The organism is Nocardiopsis listeri NBRC 13360 (genome assembly GCF_001570765.1).
Classification (GTDB): domain Bacteria; phylum Actinomycetota; class Actinomycetes; order Streptosporangiales; family Streptosporangiaceae; genus Nocardiopsis; species Nocardiopsis listeri.
The window spans coordinates 1-20,040 of the sequence record NZ_BCSH01000078.1 but is presented as its reverse complement, the minus strand read 5'-3'; the positions used below and the strand labels follow the sequence as shown (position 1 = coordinate 20,040).

The 20,040-nt window shown below is 69.6% G+C and carries 18 protein-coding genes; 10 read left to right on the top strand and 8 right to left on the bottom strand.

Translation table 11 applies throughout. The features are described from left to right. Positions 1 to 9 precede the first annotated feature (9 nt). A complete protein-coding gene (gene mtrA, locus NLI01S_RS21175) occupies positions 10 to 687 on the bottom strand; it encodes an MtrAB system response regulator MtrA (protein ID WP_067607333.1) in 678 nt (225 codons plus the stop codon). A gap of 446 nt (positions 688 to 1,133) precedes the next feature. On the opposite strand from mtrA, the gene NLI01S_RS21170 reads away from it, so the two are divergent. The 6 genes from NLI01S_RS21170 to NLI01S_RS21145 all read left to right on the top strand — a co-directional run bounded on the left by NLI01S_RS21170 (position 1,134) and on the right by NLI01S_RS21145 (position 8,886). Then, a complete protein-coding gene (locus NLI01S_RS21170) occupies positions 1,134 to 2,552 on the top strand; it encodes a glycerophosphoryl diester phosphodiesterase membrane domain-containing protein (protein WP_067607331.1) in 1,419 nt (472 codons plus the stop codon). Then, the gene (locus NLI01S_RS21165; protein WP_067607329.1) at positions 2,549 to 3,196 is read left to right on the top strand and encodes a DUF4129 domain-containing protein; all 648 of its coding nucleotides are present in this window, start codon (positions 2,549 to 2,551) and stop codon (positions 3,194 to 3,196) included. Before NLI01S_RS21170 ends, NLI01S_RS21165 begins: the two co-directional genes overlap by 4 nt. After that, positions 3,193 to 4,392 (top strand): DUF4350 domain-containing protein, encoded by a 1,200-nt coding sequence (locus NLI01S_RS21160; RefSeq protein WP_067607327.1) that lies wholly within the window; start codon positions 3,193 to 3,195, stop codon positions 4,390 to 4,392. The genes NLI01S_RS21165 and NLI01S_RS21160 overlap by 4 nt, the downstream gene beginning before the upstream one ends. Positions 4,393 to 4,490: 98 nt before the next feature. Continuing rightward, a complete protein-coding gene (locus NLI01S_RS21155; protein WP_067607362.1) occupies positions 4,491 to 5,474 on the top strand; it encodes an AAA family ATPase in 984 nt (327 codons plus the stop codon). Next, positions 5,474 to 6,772: a DUF58 domain-containing protein gene (locus tag NLI01S_RS21150; protein ID WP_067607325.1), complete on the top strand. Its 1,299-nt coding sequence runs from the start codon at positions 5,474 to 5,476 to the stop codon at positions 6,770 to 6,772. Before NLI01S_RS21155 ends, NLI01S_RS21150 begins: the two co-directional genes overlap by 1 nt. Before the next feature lie 77 nt (positions 6,773 to 6,849). Continuing rightward, positions 6,850 to 8,886 carry a tetratricopeptide repeat protein gene (locus tag NLI01S_RS21145; RefSeq protein WP_067607359.1) on the top strand — a complete coding sequence of 679 codons (2,037 nt, stop codon included), beginning with the start codon at positions 6,850 to 6,852 and terminating at the stop codon, positions 8,884 to 8,886. Here the strand turns inward: NLI01S_RS21145 and NLI01S_RS21140 are convergent. Further along, positions 8,883 to 9,878 carry a stage II sporulation protein M gene (locus tag NLI01S_RS21140; protein ID WP_067607323.1) on the bottom strand — a complete coding sequence of 332 codons (996 nt, stop codon included), beginning with the start codon at positions 9,876 to 9,878 and terminating at the stop codon, positions 8,883 to 8,885. The two genes, NLI01S_RS21145 and NLI01S_RS21140, sit on opposite strands and share 4 nt — an antisense overlap. A gap of 118 nt (positions 9,879 to 9,996) precedes the next feature. On the opposite strand from NLI01S_RS21140, the gene NLI01S_RS21135 reads away from it, so the two are divergent. Beyond that, positions 9,997 to 10,902 (top strand): RDD family protein, encoded by a 906-nt coding sequence (locus tag NLI01S_RS21135; RefSeq protein WP_084392776.1) that lies wholly within the window; start codon positions 9,997 to 9,999, stop codon positions 10,900 to 10,902. Between the two features lie 31 nt (positions 10,903 to 10,933). Here the strand turns inward: NLI01S_RS21135 and ahcY (NLI01S_RS21130) are convergent, their stop codons facing one another. Further along, entirely contained in the window at positions 10,934 to 12,196 is a 1,263-nt protein-coding gene (ahcY, locus tag NLI01S_RS21130; RefSeq protein ID WP_067607321.1) for an adenosylhomocysteinase, read from the bottom strand. A 13-nt stretch (positions 12,197 to 12,209) separates the two neighbouring features. Next, entirely contained in the window at positions 12,210 to 13,643 is a 1,434-nt protein-coding gene (gene ahcY / locus NLI01S_RS21125; protein ID WP_067607319.1) for an adenosylhomocysteinase, read from the bottom strand. Positions 13,644 to 13,773: 130 nt separating this feature from the next. On the opposite strand from ahcY (NLI01S_RS21125), the gene NLI01S_RS21120 reads away from it, so the two are divergent. Continuing rightward, positions 13,774 to 14,184 (top strand): MerR family transcriptional regulator, encoded by a 411-nt coding sequence (locus NLI01S_RS21120; protein WP_067607317.1) that lies wholly within the window; start codon positions 13,774 to 13,776, stop codon positions 14,182 to 14,184. Between the two features lie 192 nt (positions 14,185 to 14,376). Beyond that, the gene (locus NLI01S_RS21115) at positions 14,377 to 15,522 is read left to right on the top strand and encodes a hypothetical protein (protein WP_067607315.1); all 1,146 of its coding nucleotides are present in this window, start codon (positions 14,377 to 14,379) and stop codon (positions 15,520 to 15,522) included. 21 nt (positions 15,523 to 15,543) lie between these two features. Here NLI01S_RS21115 and NLI01S_RS21110 read toward each other — a convergent pair whose 3' ends face one another. From NLI01S_RS21110 to NLI01S_RS21095, 4 genes are all read right to left on the bottom strand, one after another. After that, on the bottom strand, positions 15,544 to 16,902 hold the full coding sequence (locus tag NLI01S_RS21110; protein WP_067607313.1) for a serine/threonine-protein kinase: 1,359 nt from the start codon (positions 16,900 to 16,902) through the stop codon (positions 15,544 to 15,546). Positions 16,903 to 17,171: 269 nt separating this feature from the next. Next, positions 17,172 to 17,354 (bottom strand): Trm112 family protein, encoded by a 183-nt coding sequence (locus NLI01S_RS21105; protein WP_067607312.1) that lies wholly within the window; start codon positions 17,352 to 17,354, stop codon positions 17,172 to 17,174. A 40-nt stretch (positions 17,355 to 17,394) separates the two neighbouring features. Further along, positions 17,395 to 18,759, bottom strand: a complete 1,365-nt coding sequence (locus NLI01S_RS21100) for a phosphomannomutase/phosphoglucomutase (protein WP_067607310.1) — start codon at positions 18,757 to 18,759, stop codon at positions 17,395 to 17,397. Between the two features lie 121 nt (positions 18,760 to 18,880). Beyond that, positions 18,881 to 19,282, bottom strand: coding sequence for a DUF3499 domain-containing protein (locus tag NLI01S_RS21095; RefSeq protein WP_067607308.1), 402 nt, complete (start codon positions 19,280 to 19,282; stop codon positions 18,881 to 18,883). Between the two features lie 274 nt (positions 19,283 to 19,556). Between NLI01S_RS21095 and NLI01S_RS21090 the strand changes: the two genes are divergently transcribed. Further along, entirely contained in the window at positions 19,557 to 19,907 is a 351-nt protein-coding gene (locus NLI01S_RS21090) for a metallopeptidase family protein (protein ID WP_067607306.1), read from the top strand. Positions 19,908 to 20,040 lie beyond the last annotated feature (133 nt).

Genomic DNA, 20,040 nt, shown 5'->3' with positions numbered 1-20,040 from the left:
TCGGTCGGATCAGGCGGTACCGGCCTTGTAGCCGACACCGCGTACGGTCACGACGACCTCGGGATGTTCGGGGTCCTTCTCGATCTTGGCGCGCAGACGTTGCACGTGCACGTTGACCAAGCGGGTGTCGGCGGCGTGTCGGTAGCCCCAGACCTGTTCGAGCAGCACCTCCCGGGTGAACACCTGACGCGGTTTGCGGGCCAGGGCGACCAGCAGGTCGAACTCGAGCGGGGTGAGACTGATCTGCTCGCCGTCGCGGCGCACGGCGTGCCCGGCGACGTCGATGTTGATGTCGCCGATCTGCAGGACCTCGGGGGCGGGCTCCTCGGTGCGGCGCAGACGCACCCGCACGCGGGCCACCAGTTCCTTGGGCTTGAAGGGCTTGACGATGTAGTCGTCGGCACCCGACTCAAGGCCCAGCACCACGTCGACGGTGTCGCTCTTGGCCGTGAGCATGACGATGGGCACCCCGGACTCGGCGCGGATCTGACGGCACACGTCGATGCCGTCGGCCCCGGGAAGCATCAGGTCGAGGAGGACCAGGTCGGGCTTGGTCTCGCGGAAGGCCTCCAGGGCCTTGTCCCCGTCGTGGACGAACGAGGGCTCGAACCCCTCACCCCGCAGTACGATCCCCAGCATCTCGGCGAGGGCAAGGTCATCGTCGACAACCAGTACACGTCCCTTCATCGGTGTGTCCGGCGCCGTAGGGCCGACGTCGCCCTGGGGCGACGCGGGGTTTCGGCGCCTACTCCTCTCTCCTGGAACACTCAAGCGGCGTCAGTGGTTCGGTCCCCCTGACCCCGGTTCGGGATCGCTGGGAACCGCGTTACGTCTTCTCCAACCTTGCCGGCTATGGACAAGGTGGGAAGAGTGGTCAACGGTGTTGGGCCCTTTTGGACTGCTTTCGGCCACCGGCGGTGTCGCCCCTGGCCAGGAAGACCTGGAAGGCTACGTGACTTGGCCGGTTGGTAACAGAAAGCATACAAAAGGAATGAAGTGCGTCGGTTGTCATGGGACACACTCCGAGGCCACCGAAGAGCGGTGGAACCGACCGGTAGGTTGGTTTCCGACAGATCAGAATTGGCGCGAATACGCTCGCGCAGAGTAACCGAACCTCACGGAGGGCGGAACGGATGAGCCAGGAGGACGGCCACCGGGACACGTCCGGGGAGAACCCGGACGGCACCGAGGAACAGCGGTCGCCCGGCTCCGGGAGCTCCGGCGGGTCCGAGCGGCCGGCCCAGGGTTCTCCCGACCCGAATCCCGCGGCCGCCGGATGGGCCGCTCCGGGCCGGGGGGCGACGCCTCCTCCCGCGGGGACCGACGACCCGGGCTCGGCACCGCCCGCACAACCCGGTCACGGTGGGCATCCCCCCTACGGACAGCACCCCTCCTACGGACAGCATCCCTCCTACGGGCCACCGCCCGGGGGTGCCCCGTCCGGTGTCCCGGGCTACGGCGCTCCCCCCGGGTACCCGCCCGGCAACGCCCCCCAGGGCGGCCACGGATACGGCCCCGGGCGGCCCAACGCCCCCAAGCCCGGCGTGGTGGCGCTGCGGCCCATGAGCCTCGGTGACATCTTCAACGGGGCGTTCAGCTACGTCCGCAACAACCCGAAGACCACCATGGGGTCGGCCCTCGTCGTCATGGCGCTGGCGACCATCCTCAGCTCGATCGCCTCGACGATCTTCCTGGACGACTACACCACGTTCCTGGACGAGGTCATGGCCGACCCGGCGGCCGTCGACCCGAACGCACCGCTCTTCCCGTCCTCCCCGCTGGTCATGGGCCTCATGTACATCGGTGAGCTGATCGTCTACCTGGGTGCGGCGATCCTGCTCGGCCTCCTGGCGGCGGTCGCGGGCATGGCGATCCTCGGCCACAAGCTCACCCCGAAGCAGGCGTGGGAGGCCGCCCGTGGCCGGATCGGCGCCATCATCGGCCTCTCCCTGTTGAAGCTGCTCCTCGGGTTCGTCATCGGCGTGGTGTTCTTCATCGCGATGTTCGTCGCGATCCTCGTCGGCGTCATGGTCGGCTACTCCTCCGGTGGTGGGGCCGGAGTGGCCATCGGCCTGCTGGTCGGACTGCTCGCGGCGGTCGCGGTGATCGCGCCCGCGACGTGGGTCTGGATCCGGCTGTACTTCGCCATGCCGATAGTCGTGTTGGAGCGGGTCGGCCCCTTCCAGGCCATGGCGCGTTCCTGGCGCCTCTCGCGGGGCGGTTGGTGGCGCACCCTGGGCTACTGGCTCCTCACCGGGCTCATCGTCATGCTGGTGCAGACGATCCTGAGCGGCCCGGTGGCTCTGATCACCGGTGTCATCAGCGTGGCCGCCCCCGACGCCGCCTGGCTCATGGTCCTCGCCGGCGCGATCACCTACCTGCTCACCGTGCTGATCTACGCCGTCACCCAACCATTCGTGGCCGGGGTGAACACCTTGCTCTACGTCGATCTGCGGATGCGCCGTGAGGGGCTCGACCTGAAACTGCACCAGGCCGCCCAGCGGGGCGAGTCGAGCGGCCCGGAGATCTACCTTCCGGAGCCGCGCGCGTGAGGCCGGCGACGTTCGCGCCCCTGGAGGTGACCCGGGACGAGGGGCGACGCCGCGCCATCGAGGAACTCTCCGACCCGCTCTACGGCGAGCACGAACCCTCGATCATCGATCGCTTCCTGGCCTGGTCGGGGAAGTGGTTCGACGCCCTGATCGCCGCCGGTGAGGGGTACCTTCCCGGTTGGGTGTGGGCCGCCCTGCTCCTGCTCGTCGTGGCGATCGCCGTGATCGTGCTGGTCGTGTACCTGCGGCCGGGGCGCGACCTGCGTCTCGACGCCCTCGTCCACGAGGGGGCCGTCCACTCGGCGGCCGACCACCGCGCCGCGGCCGAACGACACGAGACCGCCGGCGAGTTCGCCCGGGCGGTCACCGAACGGCTGCGCGCCATCAGCGTGGACCTGGAGGACCGGACCATCATCACTCCCCGGGCCGGGCGCACCGCCACCGAGCTCGCGGCCGAGGCCTCCGACGTACTACCGGGAGAGGCCGAGGGGCTGCGCGAGGGCGCCCGCATCTTCAACGACGTGGTCTATGGCGACCGGGTCGCCACCGCGGATTCCGCCCGCACCCTGCGCGAACTGGACGTTCGGCTCAGCGCCGCCCGTCCGGTGCTCGCCGGGGGCGAGACCGTGGAGGAGGCACGATGACGGCGACCGCTCCGGCCGCCCCCGAGTCCATGGCCGGGGAACGGCCCCGTCCCGGGCACGACCTTGGAGCCCGACGACTGTGGCACTCGGTACGAGTCCCGGCGGCCCTGGTCTTCGCCCTGCTCCTGGTGGGGATCCTGCTGTCCCTGGGCGGCGAACAGTTCCCCTCCGGCCACCTTGAGCCGGACAACCCCGAACCCGGGGGTGCGCGGGCCCTCGCCCGGCTCCTGGGCGAGGACTCCGAGGTCACCGTGGCGCGTGACTCCGCGTCCGCGGCTCGGGCCGTGGAGCGCGCGGGCGAGGACACCGTGCTGATGGTCTTCCTCGACCACCGGTTGCTGCCCGAGGAACTGGCCACGCTCTCCGAACTGGGCACGGACACCGTGCTCGTGCAGCCTTCGCTGCGTTCACTGAAAGCGTTCGCTCCGGGAACCGACGTGACCGGACGGACCGAGGACGAGGAGTCCCTCGAGCCGGAGTGCACACTGCCCGCAACCGACTCCGCGGGGTCCGCCGAGGTCGGCGGTGAACTGTACTCCGCGAGCGAGGACGTGGTCGCCCAGGCCTGCTATCCGTCCGAGGACGGGTCCGCGCTGATGAGGGTGGACTCTCCGCACGGAGGCACCACCACCGTGGTCGGCACCGGCGCCTTCCTGTCCAACCGCGACCTGGACGCCGACGGCAACGCCGCGCTGGCCCTGAACCTGGCCTCGGCGGAGAACGTCGTGTGGCTGCGCCCGGACGTCCCCGAGGAGGTCGGCGGCTCCGACATCGTCGACCTGCTCCCGGGCGGACTGCTGTGGTCCGCGGTGCCCCTCGTCCTGACGTTGTCGCTGCTCGCCCTCTGGCGGGGCCGGCGGATGGGCGCCCTGGTCCACGAGTCGTTGCCCGTCGTGGTGCGCGCCTCGGAGACCACCGAGGGTCGGGCCGGGCTGTACCGGTCGCGCAACGCACGGGACCGGGTGGCGGCCGCGCTGCGCAACGGTTTCCTGGAACGTTCGGTGCCCAAGCTGGGGCTGAACGCCGACTCCGGGGCGCAGACCGTGGTGGCGACACTGGCCGCGCGTACCGGAGACGATCCGCGTCACTTGGAACAACTGCTGTACCCAGGGCCGAACGACCCGTACGTGGCCGATGACGGAGCCATGCTCGGGCTCGGCGAAGCGTTGGACGAGCTCACCCGGAAACTGCGGTGACCCACGACTCCGGGCGACACACCGAAGGACCGGGACCGAAGGGTCGCGTGTTCTCCCCAGACCAGAACCGACAAGGGATCGAGAGAGGTAGACGGCACGTGAGCGCGTTCACACCCGAGGCACTGCCCTCCGCCGACGAGGCGAGGACGGCACTGACCGCCCTGCGCCGTGAGGTGGCCAAGGCGGTCGTGGGCCAGGACGAGACGGTGACCGGGCTGGTCGTGGCACTGCTGTGCCGGGGCCATGTCCTGTTGGAGGGTGTGCCCGGTGTCGCCAAGACACTGCTCGTGCGCACGGTCTCCGCCGCGCTGTCCCTGGACGACAAGCGGGTCCAGTTCACCCCCGACCTGATGCCCGGCGACGTGACCGGGTCGCTCGTCTACGACCAGCACACGGCCAAGTTCGAGTTCATGAAGGGCCCGGTCTTCACCAACCTGCTGCTGGCCGACGAGATCAACCGGACGCCGCCCAAGACCCAGGCCTCCCTGTTGGAGGCGATGGAGGAACGGCAGGTCACGGTGGAGGGCGCCCCGGTGGCGCTACCGGACCCGTTCATGGTGGCGGCCACCCAGAACCCCGTGGAGTACGAGGGCACCTACCCGCTGCCCGAGGCGCAGCTGGACCGGTTCCTGCTCAAGGTGACGATCCCGCTACCCGAACGCCATTCGGAGATCGACATGCTCGGCAGGCACGCGGCCGGGTTCGACCCGGGCGACCTGGCCGCCGCCGGCGTGACCGCGGTCGCGGGGGCGGCCGAACTACAGGCGGCCCGCAACGCCGTCGCGCAGGTGCGTGTGGCCCCCGAGGTCCTCGGTTACATCGTGGACCTGTGCCGGGCCACCCGCTACTCACCGTCCCTGCGACTCGGCGCCTCTCCTCGTGGTGCCACGGCGCTGCTGCGCACCAGCCGGGCCTGGGCCTGGCTGTCGGGGCGTGACTACGTGACCCCGGACGACGTCAAGGCCCTGGCCAAGGGCACCCTGCGGCACCGGATCGGGCTGCGCCCGGAGGCCGAACTGGAGGGCGCCACCACGGATGGGATCCTGGACGGCGTGCTCGCCTCCGTCCCGGTGCCGCGCTGATGGTGGTCACCGGCCGGGCCGTGCTCCTGGCGCTCCTCGCGACGTGCGCGGTGGCGATCTCCGGTCAGATCGGTGAACCCGTCACCTACGTCGCCGTGGGCATGGTGGTGCTGCTCATCGTGCTGGACGTGGCGTTGGCGACCTCCCCTCGCCGGATGCGGTTGTCCCGGGAAGGCGACACCTCGTTGCGGCTGGGCGACTCCGCTTCGGTCTCGGTCCTGGTGGGCAACCCGACCAAGCGTCGGCTGCGCGGTTCGGTGCGCGACGCCTGGCCGCCCAGCTCGCACGGCACGCCCAAGGCACAGCCCCTTCGGGTGGGAGCGGGTGAACGACGGCGGGTCACCACCACCCTCACCCCGACCCGTCGCGGCGACGCCCGATCCGCCGGGGTCACGGTGCGCAGCGTCGGTCCGCTGGGACTCGCCGGACGCCAGGCCACCATCCGGGCTCCGTGGACCGTGCGGACTCTGCCACCCTTCCACAGCCGCAGGCACCTGCCGGGCAAGCTGTCCCGACTGCGCGAACTGGAGGGACAGCACACCGCGATGGTGCGTGGTCAAGGCAGCGAGTTCGACTCACTGCGCGACTACGTCCCCGGGGACGACGTCCGATCCATCGACTGGCGCGCCACGGCCCGCAACGACGGTGTGGTGGTGCGGACCTGGCGACCCGAACGCGACCGGCGCATCCTCATCGTGCTGGACACCGGACGCACCTCCGCCGGACGCGTGGGCGACACCCCACGGCTGGACCACGCCATGGACGCGGCCCTGCTGCTCACCGCGCTGGCCGGCAAGGCGGGCGACCGGGTGGACTTCATGGCCTATGACCGGGCCGTGCGCGCCCAGGTGAGGGCCTCGGGCAAGGGCAGCCAGGTGCACCGGGTCGTGGAGGCCATGGCGCCGTTGGAGGCCGAGCTGGTGGAGTCGGACCCGGCGGGGTTGGTCAGCACGGTGCTCTCCCAGGGGCGCAGCCGCCGGTTGGTGGTGTTGTTGACCGACCTCAACGCGACCGCCCTCGAAGAGGGTCTGCTGCCGCGACTACCACTGTTGTCCTCGCACCACCTGTTGTTGGTGGCGGGGATCAAGGACCCGAAGGTGGAGGAGATGGCGACCGAACGGGGAAGCGCCGGCGCCCTGTACCGGGCGGCCTCCGCCGAACGCACCATGAGCGAACGACACCGGATCAGCGCCGAGCTGCGCCGGATGGGCGCCGAGGTGGTCGACGCCGACCCCGAGCGCATCGCCCCGTCCCTGGCCGACGCCTACATCAACCTCAAGGCCCAGGGCCGGTTGTAGCGCCCAGAGGTCATCGAAGAGTCGTCGAAGGAGGCGCTCCCCGCACGGGAGCGCCTCCTTCGTGCAGTATGAGGTTCATGGCCCCACCCCCCGACGCTCACAACTCCGCCCACGGCGCCGTCTACGGGCAACTGCTCCAGGTGCACGACATCCACGGCGACATCACCGTGAACCCGCCTCAGGCGCCCACGACCGTCGCGGACGTGTCCCTGGACCCTCCGCGCCCGGCCACCACCGTGCGAGGACGTGACGGGCTCATGGAGACCCTCCGGAACGCGATGATGCGCGGGGTACCCGTGCCCCACGTTCTGACCGGGCCCGGAGGGTTCGGCAAGACCACCGTGGCGGCGGCGCTCGCCGAACACGCGCGCGCCGAGGGGTGGACCGTGTTCTGGGTCCGACCCGACGCGATCCTGCCGAGCATGCTGGAAGTCGCCGTGGAGATGGGCGCCTCGCGCACCGAGGCCGAGCAGGTGAAGGGCGCCCCTCGATCGGCTGCCCGCTGGGTCTGGCGACACCTCGACGCCGCTCCCCGACCTTGGCTGTTGGTGCTCGACAACGCCGACCGACCCGAGCTGCTGGACCCGGAGAACCGCCCGGGCGAACAGCGGGGTTGGATGCGCTCCAGCCCCGGAGGATTCGTCCTTGTCACCAGCCGCGTGAACGACCCCGCGCTCTGGGCTCCGGCGACCATGCACCGGGTCGAGGTCCTGAACCCTGAAGACGCCGCCGTCACCCTGGCCGACCACGCGGGTGTGGGAGAACTTCCCGGCGCGACCGAACTCGCCGAACGGCTGGGCGGAGTCCCGATCGCCCTGTCCTTGGCCGGTCGCGTCCTCGCCACCCACCAAGTGCTCTTCCCCGACGCCCAGGCCCTGCTCTCGCGGCTGGAGGAGGACGTCACCGAGCTCGACGAACTCGCCGCACCGCCGGTCACCGGCGCGGATGGCGAACGGAAGCCGCTCTCGGGGGTCTGGGAGCTGTCCCTGGGGTTGGTCACCGAGCGGCATCCCCACGCCGTCCCCCTGCTGCGGGTCCTTTCCCTACTCGGCGCCCAGGGGCAAGCGGTCCCTCTACACCGCCTACCGATATCGGAGCTCGCGGGCGGGGTGCTCGACAGTCCCGAGCACCCGTTGGACGAAGTTTCCTTCGCCCGGAGCGTCAACGCGCTGGTGTCCCACGGCCTGGTCCGCGTCGTTCCACAGAGCGAAGAGCACACCCTGCTCCTGCATCCCCTGATCGCGGAGACGGTGAGCGCAGGACTGAACGAGGATGACGTTCCCTTACTCCTGGAGGTCGACGGACTTCTGGAGCGACAAGGTGACCGAGATCCGCACTTCGAACTGGCCGTCTTCACCGCGCTGGGTCTCCTGGCACGTCGCCTACCGGTACGCGATGACACGTTCCGCGTACGAATGGACCTCGCCGGAATCCGCGCGTACCTCCAGCTGGCCCGATTCACCGAGGCCGAGCGGGCCGGAAACCGAACTCGGGATTTCGCCACAGAGTCTTTGGGTCCGATTCATCCGCTCACCCTGCAAGCCAGGCACCTACTCGCCGAGGGGTGGCTCTTCCAGGACCGTGTTTCAGAGGCTGATCAGGAATACCTCGCGTTGCTTGCGGATCGGGAGCGGGTGCTCGGTGTCGAGGCCCCCCGCACCCTCGACACTCGACATCAGCTCGCCCTGGTCGCAGGGATACGGGGCGACTGGGCGAAAGCCCGGGAGCGACTCGAAACCCTCTTGGAGGCACGTCTGCGGCTCCAAGGCGTGGAGGACACCGAAACGCTGGCGGCGATGGACGCCCTCGGATACGCCGCGATGAGGTCAGGCGATCTGCGACTGGCGGAGCAGATGATCAACGAAGTCCATGACGTCCGCTGTCGACTGTTGGGTGAACGGAACCGGCTCACCCTGAACTCCGCTTACAAGATGGGGTTGTTGGCACTGCGACGCGGCGACCGTAGCAGTGCTCGGGAGATTTTCCGTCGTGTCCTGAGCGGCCGCATCGACGCCCTTGGCCCCGACCACCCGGAGACACGATTGGTCCGCGATCGCCTGGCCGAAACGCCCATCAGCGCGTATCGGGAACGCGGCCACGGAGCGTCGGGCTAACCGGCGACGGGGACGGCGGCGGGGGCGTCCTCGATGTCGCCGGTCTCACCGGCCTGGTAGGCGCGCTTGCCGACGGTGAACACGTACAGGAAGAACAACGCCTCGGCGGCCACACCGATGCCGATGGCGACCCAGGTGTTGGTGATCCAGCCGGTCACCAGGCCCTCGATGAGACCCGAGATGAACAGCACCACGGCCAGACCCAGAGCCACGCCGATGGCGGCCCGGGCCTCCTCGCCCAGGGCGCGCAATCGGGTGCGCTCGCCCGGAGAGATCAGCGACCAACCGATCTTGAGCCCCACGCCCCCGGCGACGAACACCGCGGTGAGCTCCAGCAGACCGTGCGGGAGGATCAGCGCGAAGAAGACGTCGCCGCGGCCGTGGGCGAACATCATGCCACCGGCCATTCCCACGTTGATCGCGTTCGTCAGCAACACCCAGAGGGTCGGCAGGCCGAAGGCCACCCCGAAGATGATCGCCTGCGCCGCCACCCAGGCGTTGTTGGTCCACACCTGCGCGGCGAACGACCCCGCCGGGTTCTCCGTGTAGTAGTTCGCGAACTCGTACTCGACGTAGCGGGCGACGGACTCGGGGGTGCCCAGTGCCGCCAACACGTCCGGGTCGGCGGCGACCCACCACCCCGTCACGGTGGCGACCACCAGGGTTCCGACGGTGACACCGATCCACCACCAGCGCAGTCGGTACAGCGTGGCCGGGAAGCTTCGGGTGAAGAATCCACCGACGTCGGCCCAACCGGAGGAGTGCGCGCCCGTCACGGCGGACCGTGCCCGGGCCACCAGGGACGACAACCGACCCGACAGCGCCGGGTCCTGTCCGGAGGTGCGCACCACGGACAGATGTGTGGAGACCCTCTGGTAGAGCTCGACGAGTTCGTCGATCTCCTCACCCGTGAGCGAACGGCGCCTGCGCACCAGTTCGTCCAGCCGGTCCCATTCCTGGGCGTGCACCGCGGAGAAGACGTCGATATCCACGCATTGGACACTACTGGATCTTGATCCGACCACCGTGCTCCCCCGCGACCGGTTCGTGCTCGGCCCGGGTAGTGTCGGTGGAACGGTTCCAGAACACTCGGAGAGGGAGCGTGTACAGGTGTCCTACCCCGGCGGCGATACCCGCGGTGACGTCTACGGCGTGACGCCGCTGGTGACGGGGGACGCGGTGGTGCTGGAGTTGCGCCCCGCGGGGTTCGCGACCCGCGCCGCCGCCTTGGCCATCGACGTCATCCTTCAGGCCGTCGCCCTACTCGCTCTGGCCGTGGTGGTGATGTGGATCGGCGTCTCCGTGAACCCGGCGGCGACCGCCGCGATCTACCTGGGACTGACGATCCTCATCCTGGTCGGTTACCCGACCGCGTTCGAGACGCTCTCGCGCGGGCGCTCCCTGGGCAAGATGGCGCTGGGTCTGCGGGTGGTCGGCACCGACGGTTCGCCGGAGCGGTTCCGTCAGGCGCTGGCCCGCGCGCTGAGCGGGGTCGTGGAGTTCTGGATGACCTCGGGCGTGATCGCGCTGATCACCTCGATGATCAACCGGGAGGGCCGCCGCGTCGGTGACTTCGTGGCCGGGACCATGGTGGTGGAGGAACGCTCTGTCCCCCGCAGACGGCAGGAGGTCCCGATGCCGCCGCAGCTGGCCGGTTGGGCCGCCCGGGCCGAACTCTCCCGGCTGTCCCCGGAGGCCGCGGACTCCGCCCGCCAGTACGTGCTGCGCTACGGCGAGCTGGCCGAGCACACCCGGCACGAGATGGGCGCGCAGTTGGCCGACACCGTCGCCGCCCAGGTCAGCCCGCCCCCGCCGCCGGGAACCACGCCCCCGGTCTTCCTCGCCGCGGTGCTGGCCGAACGGCGCCGCCGCAGCCTGCACAAGATGACCGGCGCGGACCCGAACCCTGCCCAATGGCGGCAGCCGGGGCCGTACCCGCAGGCCCCGGCGCCGTGGCAGTGGCCCGGTGACGACGGTCGGACACCGCCACCCCACAACCCCGGACCGCCCCGGTGAGTCAGGGACGGGTGAGTCAGGGACGGGTGAGTCAGGGACGCCAGGAGCTGAGGTAGGCCTCCTGTTCGGGTGTGAGGGTGTCGATCCCCACGCCCAGGGCCGCCAGTTCGAGTCGCGCGACCTCGTTGTCGATCTCGGTCGGTACCTCGACCACGTCCGGATCCAGGCCCTCGTGCGCGCCGGCCAGCCACTCCGTGGTCAACGCCTGTACGGCGAAGGACATGTCCATGACCGCGGCCGGGTGTCCCTCGGCGGCGCCGAGGTTGACCAGTCGCCCCTCCGACAGCAACAGGACGCTCCGACCGTCCTCGAACACGTACTCGTCGGCCTGTTCCCGCACTCCGTGGTTCACCCGTATCGCCAGCGATTCCAGGGCCGGTAGGTCGATCTCCAGGTCGAAGTGGCCCGAGTTGGCCAGGATCGCGCCGTCCCGCATCCGCTCCAGGTGCTCCCTCCCGATCACCCGGCGATTTCCGGTGGCGGTGACGAACACGTCCCCGACCGGCGCGGCCTCGTCCATGGTGGCGACCGTGTACCCCTGCATGACGGCGTCCAAGGCCTTGACCGGGTCGACCTCGGTGACGACCACGTTCGAGCCCATGCCACGAAAGCGTTCGGCCAGTCCCCGGCCGCAGTAGCCGTAGCCGGCCACGACAACGGTCCGCCCGGCCAGCAGGGTGTTGGTGGCCCGCAAGATCCCGTCGACGGTGGATTGCCCGGTGCCGTAGCGGTTGTCGAACATCCGCTTGGTACGGGTGTCGTTGACCGCCACCATGGGAACCCGGAGCTCTCCGGCCACGCTCATCCGACGCAGCCGGATCACTCCGGTGGTGGTCTGTTCACAGCCGCCCAGCACACCTTCGAGCAGGTCGGGGCGGTGGGCGTGGACCGTGTTCACCAGGTCGCAGCCGTCGTCCAGCAGCAGGTGCGGGCGGGACTCCAGTACGGTGACCAGGTTTCGGTCGTAGGCGACGGTGTCCATACCGGCCCAGGCGTGCACGCCCACCCCGTACTCCGCCACCAGAGCGGCGGCGGTGTCGTCCTGGGTGGAGAGCGGGTTGGACGCGGCCAACCACACCTGGGCGCCGCCCGATCGCAGGGCGCGCAGCAGGTTGGCGGTCTCCCCGGTGACGTGCAGGCACGCCGCCACCCGCAACCCTTCCAGGGGACGTTCGGCGGCGAACCGTTCACGGACGCTGCGCAGCACGGGCATGGAGCGTTCGGCCCAGGCCACGCGACGGACCCCGGCCTGCGAGAGGCCGAGGTCCGCTACCTCGTACGAGGGCGTTGTCATCGCCGGAGGTCCATCAGTAGCGGTAGTGGTCCGGCTTGTACGGCCCGGCCACGTCCACACCGATGTAGGACGCCTGCTCCTTGGTGAGCTCGGTCAGCCTGACTCCGAGCGCGTCCAGGTGGAGACGGGCGACCTTCTCGTCGAGGATCTTCGGCAGCGTGTACACGCCGGTCGGGTACTCGTCGACCTTGGTGAACAGTTCGATCTGCGCGATGACCTGGTTGGTGAAGCTGTTGGACATCACGAAGCTGGGGTGGCCGGTGGCGTTGCCCAGGTTGAGCAGGCGGCCCTCGGAGAGCACCAGGACGGATTTGCCGTCCTCGAAGGTCCACTCGTGGACCTGCGGCTTGATCTCCTTCTTCTTGATGCCCGGGATCTTCGCCAGGCCGGCCATGTCGATCTCGTTGTCGAAGTGACCGACGTTGCCGACGATCGCCTGGTGCTTCATGCGCGCGATCTGGTCGGCCATGATCACGTTGAAGTTGCCGGTGGTGGTGACGAAGATGTCACCGGTGTCCAGCACGTCCTCCAAGGTGGCGACCTGGAAGCCGTCCATGGCGGCCTGGAGGGCGTTGATCGGGTCGATCTCGGTGACGATGACGCGGGCGCCCTGGCCACGCAGCGCGTCCGCGGAGCCCTTGCCCACGTCGCCGTAACCGCAGATCACGGCGACCTTGCCACCGATGAGGACGTCGGTGGCGCGCATGATGCCGTCCGGCAGCGAGTGGCGGATGCCGTACTTGTTGTCGAACTTGCTCTTGGTGACGGAGTCGTTGACGTTGATCGCCGGGAAGGCGAGGGTGCCCTCACGCTGCATCTCGTACAGGCGGAGCACACCGGTGGTGGTCTCCTCGGTGACGCCCTGGATCTCCTCGGCGAGCTTGGTCCACTTACCGGCGTCCTTCTTCAGGCTCTCGCCCAAAAGCTTGAGGACGACCGCGAACTCCTCGCTGTCGGCGGTGGAGGGGTCCGGCACGGCGCCGGCCTTCTCGAACTCGGCGCCCTTGTGGACGAGCATGGTGGCGTCGCCACCGTCGTCCAGGATCATGTTGGGGCCCTCGCCCGGCCAGGTGAGCGCCTGCTCGGTGCACCACCAGTACTCCTCCAGGGTCTCGCCCTTCCAGGCGAAGACCGGGACACCCTTGGGGTCGTCGACGGTGCCGTCGGGGCCGACGACGACCGCGGCGGCCGCGTGGTCCTGGGTGGAGAAGATGTTGCAGCTGACCCAGCGGACTTCGGCGCCCAGGGCGACGAGGGTCTCGATGAGGACCGCCGTCTGCACGGTCATGTGCAAGGAGCCCATGATGCGGGCGCCTCGGAGGGGCTTGCTCTCCCCGTACTCTGCACGGGTGGCCATGAGTCCGGGCATCTCGTGCTCGGCGAGGCGGATCTCGTCGCGGCCGAACTCGGCCAGGGAAAGATCGGCGACCTTGAAGTCGAATGCCATGGGTTCCTCACTCGTCAAGTCGTGGTGGCGACCTCGATTCTAGGGGCGCATCACGACCCGGGTCACAAAGTTGACGACGCAGCGTTAGATTCCACCCGTGCACAGGTGGGGGTGGGTTAAAGTCGCGTACATGGCCGCCCGCGACACTCCTTCCATCGAACCCGGCGATTGCACCGGTCCCGCCCCGGTGCCGATCTCGGCGGCCGCCGACCGCGTCGGCAGCACGGCCCGCATGCTCCGCTACCGGGAGGGACTCGGGCTGCTTCCCCGCACCCAGGACCCACCGACCGGGCGCGGCCACCGGCACCGCCGGTTCACCGAGGAGGACCTGCGGACCATCCGCCGTGGGCTGGAGCTGGAGCGCGAGTTCGACATCCCTCCGGCCGCGCTCTCCTTCGCCCTGCGGGTCCTGGCCGAACCCGAGGTCCTGGCCCGGGTGCGCGCTCATGGTGAACGGTTGGGTCGACTGACCCCGGCTCCCGCGCGGGCCATGGACTTCGAGAAGGAGAAGGCGATGCGCCTGCTCCGCCCCACCCTTTGAGGTACGACGGTCCCGACTCTGTTCGGACGCCCGGACGACGGCCTCCAGCACCACAGGACGGAACCCGGTCACCAGCGACCCCACGACGCTCTTGAAACTCTTTGGTTGACTCGTGTCCACGGCCGCCTCCGGACACCCAGACCAACCGTTCGGCATGTTTTGGCAAACCGCCACCGGGCTACGTGAACACACGTGGACAGCCAACTCGGCGCCCCCGCCCGGGAGTCCCTCCCGGATCGCGTGCGCACAGAACTCACGGACGTCGACCGCCTCCGGGCGTTCTGGGCCCGGCACCGCCAGTGCCAGACACTGCGGGCCCGGGCCGCGGCTCGACGTTCCCTCACCCACGACCGTGTCCAGGGGTGGGGCGGCGGACCTGCGCTCGCGGACCTTCTGCTCGTCGACCCGGTCGAGCCCCATCCCCCGATGACCTCCGACCACATCGCCGGGCTCGCCGGTCGGGTGGCCGAGCTGTTCGCCCCCTCGGGCCCGCCACAGGCCCCACTGTCCGCCGAACACACCCGTGCCCTGGCCGAGGCCGCGATCGTGCCCGCGCATCCGGTGGTCCGTGCCGCCCACGTCTACGTGGAGTGCGCGCGGACGCTGGACGAGCTGAACGGGCCATCCCCCGACGACGTTCCCGAAGGAGCACCCGCTCGGATCCTGCCGTGGGTGTTGGCCTCCAGAGTGCTCCAGCGCGCCGACCACCCACCCTTGCTCCCGGATCCGCGCACCCCCGCGCCCCGGAACCAGGTCGGGCCGGAGGAAGGCGAACACTTCGCGGAACTGGTCACCCACTTCGCCCGGCTGGTCACCGAGGCGTTGCGCGCGGAGATCGGATGGGGTTCGAGGACGGATCCCGTGCTCGACGCTCCCGTGCCACCGCTGAGCGCGGTCACCCGAAGAAGGGTCCTGGACCACGTGCGCTCCCGTGGCGCCTCGGTCGGGCTCATCCTGCGGGCGCTCGACCCGACGGCCCGCGCCACGGTCTCCTCCGGAGACTGCACTTCAGACGCCGGGACCGGGGTGGCCGCGCGCGTACTGCTCACCCCCGGAGCCACCCACTGGTGGGCCCGCCTGGACCTGGAGATCGGTGTGGCGTGCCTCTCGCTGTACGTGGTGGTGCAGGACGTGGGCATGCCGCCCTCGGGCGTACTGGCGGTGACCGCGCACGCGCGCCTGACCACACCGGAGGGCGTCCAGGACGTCCTGGAGATGTCCGGCAGCGACAGCGTCACGGTGATGCCCAGCGATTGCGTCGACGACCGGTGGCCCCGGGTGCGCGACCTGGTGGACGAGGCGGTCTCGCGTTCGATGAACGAGCTCACCCGGGTCTGAGCGTGCCCGGGTCCCACTCGGTCAGCCGCTGATCGCGAGGATGAGCACCAGCAGGAGCAGGATGACGATGGTGATGAGCACGAGCGGGATGACCCAGCCCTGCTGCAACACCGAGTCCTTCCGCTGCTGCCGGTAGCCGCCCCCGTAAGTCTGGTTGGGGGGCAGCCCGCCGGTCATCATGGGGTTCGCGCCGTGCTGCGCCGCCTGCGGGAGCCTGGACTGCTGCGGGGGCTGCGGCTGCCCCGGCAGCCCGGGACGCGGGTCGGACGTACCCGGCTGCATGGCGTAGCCACCCTGCCTGGGGTCCGAGACCATGGGGTGCCCGGGCATCCCCGGCCGTGGGTCGGACACACCGGGATTTCCCATGCCCGGGGTGGGGTTGGCGAACCCGGGGTTCTGACCGGTTCGCGGGTCGGAGATTCCCGGCGGGTAGGCCATTGCGGGGCGTGGCCCGGTCTGGGGGTAGGGGCCCGTCTGTGGCTGGACCGGCGGCAACTGCGCCCCGTTGAGCAGACCGGTCTGGGCGACCCGCTCACCCCGCTCGAACGCGTCGGCGGTGTCGGATTCGTCGGCCTCGTGCCCGAGCAGTCGCATGAGGAGCTGCTGGGCGTTGGGGCGGTTGTCGGGGTTCTTGTCCAGGCACGACTCGACGATGGGGCGCAGCGTGTCGTCGACGCCGTCCAGGTCCGGCGGCGCGCTGACCACCCGGTGTACCACGGCGGGCACCGTGTCGGAACCGAAGGGCGCCCGTCCGGTGGAGGAGAACGCGATCACGCACCCCCACGCGAAGATGTCGCACTTGTCGGTGATCCCGCGCCCCTCGATCTGCTCGGGCGCCATGTAGGAGGGCGTACCGACGATCGAGTTGGTCATGGTGGCGGTGCCGTCGTCGACCCGGGCGATGCCGAAGTCGATCACCCGCGGCCCGTCCGGGCCCAGCAGCACGTTGCCGGGCTTGAAGTCACGGTGGACGATGCCCGCCTTGTGGATGGCCACGAGCGCGGTCGCGGTGGACACCGCCAGCCGCTGGAGCGCGGCGCCCCGAACCGCGCGTCCCTTGGCCACGGTCTCCTGGAGGTCCTTGCCCGGAACGAACTCGCTCACCACGTAGGGCGGATCGTGATCGAGCCGGGCGTCGATGATCGCCGCGGTACAGAAGGACGCGACCCGCTGGGCGGCCCGCACCTCCTTCTCGAATCGCTTGCGCAGGTCGGAGTCCTGCGACCACTGGTCGTTGAGGACCTTGACCGCGTACTCCTCCCCGTCGGGGTCCTCGACGAGGTAGACGACGCCCTGGCCGCCTTTTCCGAGTCGTCCGGTCACGCTGTAGTCACCGAACGATGAGGGGTCGCTCGGCAGTAGCGAATCGGGACCGGGCATCGGTGTCCTCCAGGGAGGTCGTCTTGTGCGGGGCGCGCAGGACCAGGGTACGGGCAGGGTACGTCGGTCCGGTGTGCTGGGAGGGACGGGACCCTGTGGGCCACCGCCCGACCGACGTACCCCCTATGACTGCTGAAACGAGTAGAACGTTCCGTTTCGGCCCGCACCTTTTTCGATCCTGCCGGGAATACCTCGTGAAGGACCCCGGGTGAGGGGTTTGAAGCTGTTTCGTGGGCCACGGGGGTTACCCGTGGTCCACAGAACAGCCTTCAGGGCTGGGAGATCTTGCGCGCCTCGTCGACGAGCAGAACCGGGATGCCGTCCCGGATGGGGTAGGCCAGGCCGCTCTCGTCGCAGACCAGCTCGTCGGTCTCGGGGTCGTGGCGCAGCGGCGCCTGGCTCTGCGGGCAGGCCAGGATCTCCAGCAGCCAGCCGTCGATCTTCGTGCTCATGATTCTCGTTCCTCGTGTGCCGGCCTCGTGCGAGGTCGGGTCAGGCACGGACAATGTCCAGGACCTCGTCGCGCAGGCGCGCGACCTCTGTGTCGTCGGCGGCCTCGACGTTGAGCCGCAGGAGCGGCTCGGTGTTGGAGGCGCGCAGGTTGAACCAGGCCCCTTCCGGCAGGGTGACGCTGAGGCCGTCGAGTTCGTCGACGGTGACTCCGTCCCGTCCGACGAACGCCTCGCGTACCGCCGCCATGCGACCGGAGGCGTCGTCGACCTTCGAGTTGATCTCACCCGAGGCCGCGTAGCGGGAGTACTCCTCCGTGATCTGCGAGAGCGGCCGTTGGTCCGCCCCCAGGACACGGAGGACGTGCATCGCCGCGAGCATACCCGTGTCCGCCTTCCAGAAGTCCCGGAAGTAGTAGTGGGCGGAGTGCTCACCACCGAAGATGGCCCCGCTCTCGGCCATCGTCGCCTTGATGAAAGAGTGGCCGACCCTGGTGCGAACGGGCTCGCCACCGTGTTCGGCGACGATCTCGGGGACCGCCGCGGAGGTGATGAGGTTGTGGATGATGGTCGCGCCCGGTTCGCGCTTCAGTTCCTGGACGGCGACCAGCGCGGTGACCGCGGACGGGGGTACCGGTTCGCCCCGCTCGTCGATGACGAAGCAGCGGTCGGCGTCACCGTCGAAGGCCAGACCGATATCGGCTCCGGTCTCGCGCACCTTGGCCTGGAGATCGACCAGGTTGTCGGGGTCCAGCGGGTTGGCCGGGTGGTTGGGGAAGGTGCCGTCGAGTTCGAAGTACAGGGGCACGATCTCCAGCGGCAGGTCGCGCAGTACTCCGGGGACGGTGTGGCCGCCCATGCCGTTGCCGGCGTCCACCACGACCTTGAGCGGCCGAGAACCCGACAGGTCCACCAGGTCGCGCAGGTATTCGGCGTAGTCGGTGAGCAGGTCCTTCTCGACGACGGTGCCCTTCGGCCCGTCGTGGGCGGGTACCCCTCCCCCGTTCAGGCTCTCCTCGGCGAGACGACGGATGTCGTCCAGGCCGGACTCGCCACTGATGGGCGCGGCCCCGGCCCGGCACATCTTGATGCCGTTGTACTCCGCGGGGTTGTGACTGGCGGTGAACATGGCACCGGGCATGTCCAGGGCACCGGACCCGTAGTAGAGCAGGTCGGTGGAGCCGAGTCCGGCGAACACCACGTCCACGCCTTGGGAGGTGACACCGTCGGCGAAGGCGTGGGCGAGCTCCGGTGAGGAGGGCCGCATGTCGTGGGCGACCACGACGGAGGAAGCGGCCACCACGCGGGCGAATGCCGCACCGATCGCTCGGGCGATATCGGCGTTGAAGGTGTCCGGAATCACACCGCGCACGTCGTATGCCTTGAAGATGCTTCCGAGGTCAACCACTTCTGCTCCGGCCGGTCGGTTCTGCCACGAGTTCGGTCCAGCGCCCGTGTTCCGGACGCCATACAAAACTAGCAAGGTACCGGCCGAGGGCCCCATGGGCATCGCCCGGAGGGACACTCGTTCAGCCGTGCGGGCGACGAGGGTCTCGCTGTTCGGAGCGGTCGGACTTGACCACGCGTAGGTGGCCGCGGCGCAGGATCTCCTGCCCTTCGCCCACCGGCTCTCCGGGGGACGGCTCAGAACGCGCGGGCGGCCGCGCCGCCTCACGTACGGCGTCCGCCAGCGCCTCCAGGTCATCGCTGCCGGGGCCTCCGCCCGACGTCTCGACCGGGAGCCGGACCACCTCCCACCCGCGCGGCGCGGTCAGGCGCTCGGCGTGCATGGCGCACAGGTCGTAGCAGTGCGGTTCCACGTAGGCGGCGAGCGGTCCGAGGACGGCGGTGGAGTCGGCGTAGACGTACGTGAGCGTGAATACGGCGGGCTGCCTGCACGCGGTGCGGGAACAGCGTCGAACATGGCTCACAGCGTTCGACTGTATGCCTTTACCGAGGGACACGCCAGCATCGTGTCATGAGCTGTACGTTTTCCGAACCCACTCGCACCCACTCGCCGGCTTCGAGCGGGTTCGCGGGCTCCACGGCCCCCACCATGGCCTTCGGGTCCGAATCGGATGGGGGCTACGTCAGGGGCCCGTGATGGCTTAGGCTCGAAGTGTGCGACGAGTGCGCCTTTCCAGTGGCCAACCAGATCGAGTCCGGCGCCGGGACCGCCGCGGCCGAGGCATCCGCGGTCCTCTCGTGCCTTCCGACCTACCGGTGTACCGCAGCCGAGCGCAGGCCTTCGACGACCTCGTCTTGGACGCGGTCGAACGCCTCGAACGGTTGTGGGCACGCGAGCTGGCGAACGTCGACTTCCTAGTGGAGGACGTTCCGCCGGTCCCGCCTCTCGGCGAGCTATCCGAAACGATCCCCTTCTCCCGCCTGGAGACCGACCCCGAGGGTCGGGCCAGGATCGTCGTCTACCGCCGTCCCGTGGAGATCCGGACCAAGGATCCGGACGAGATGGCCCTCCTTGTCCACGAAGCCGTGGTCGAGGAGGTCGCCAACCTGCTCGGGGTGGAGCCGGAGTCGGTCGACCCGGAAGGGTGACGACCCGGCCCCGCCCCCACGGGTCCGGATCCGGCCGTGCCACCCCGCACGACCGGATTCCATCCCTGCCCGAAGCGCTCCGCTAGATGAGTGATTCCAAGGGGTGGGCGTGGGTGGGGTGCTCGGTGTGGGG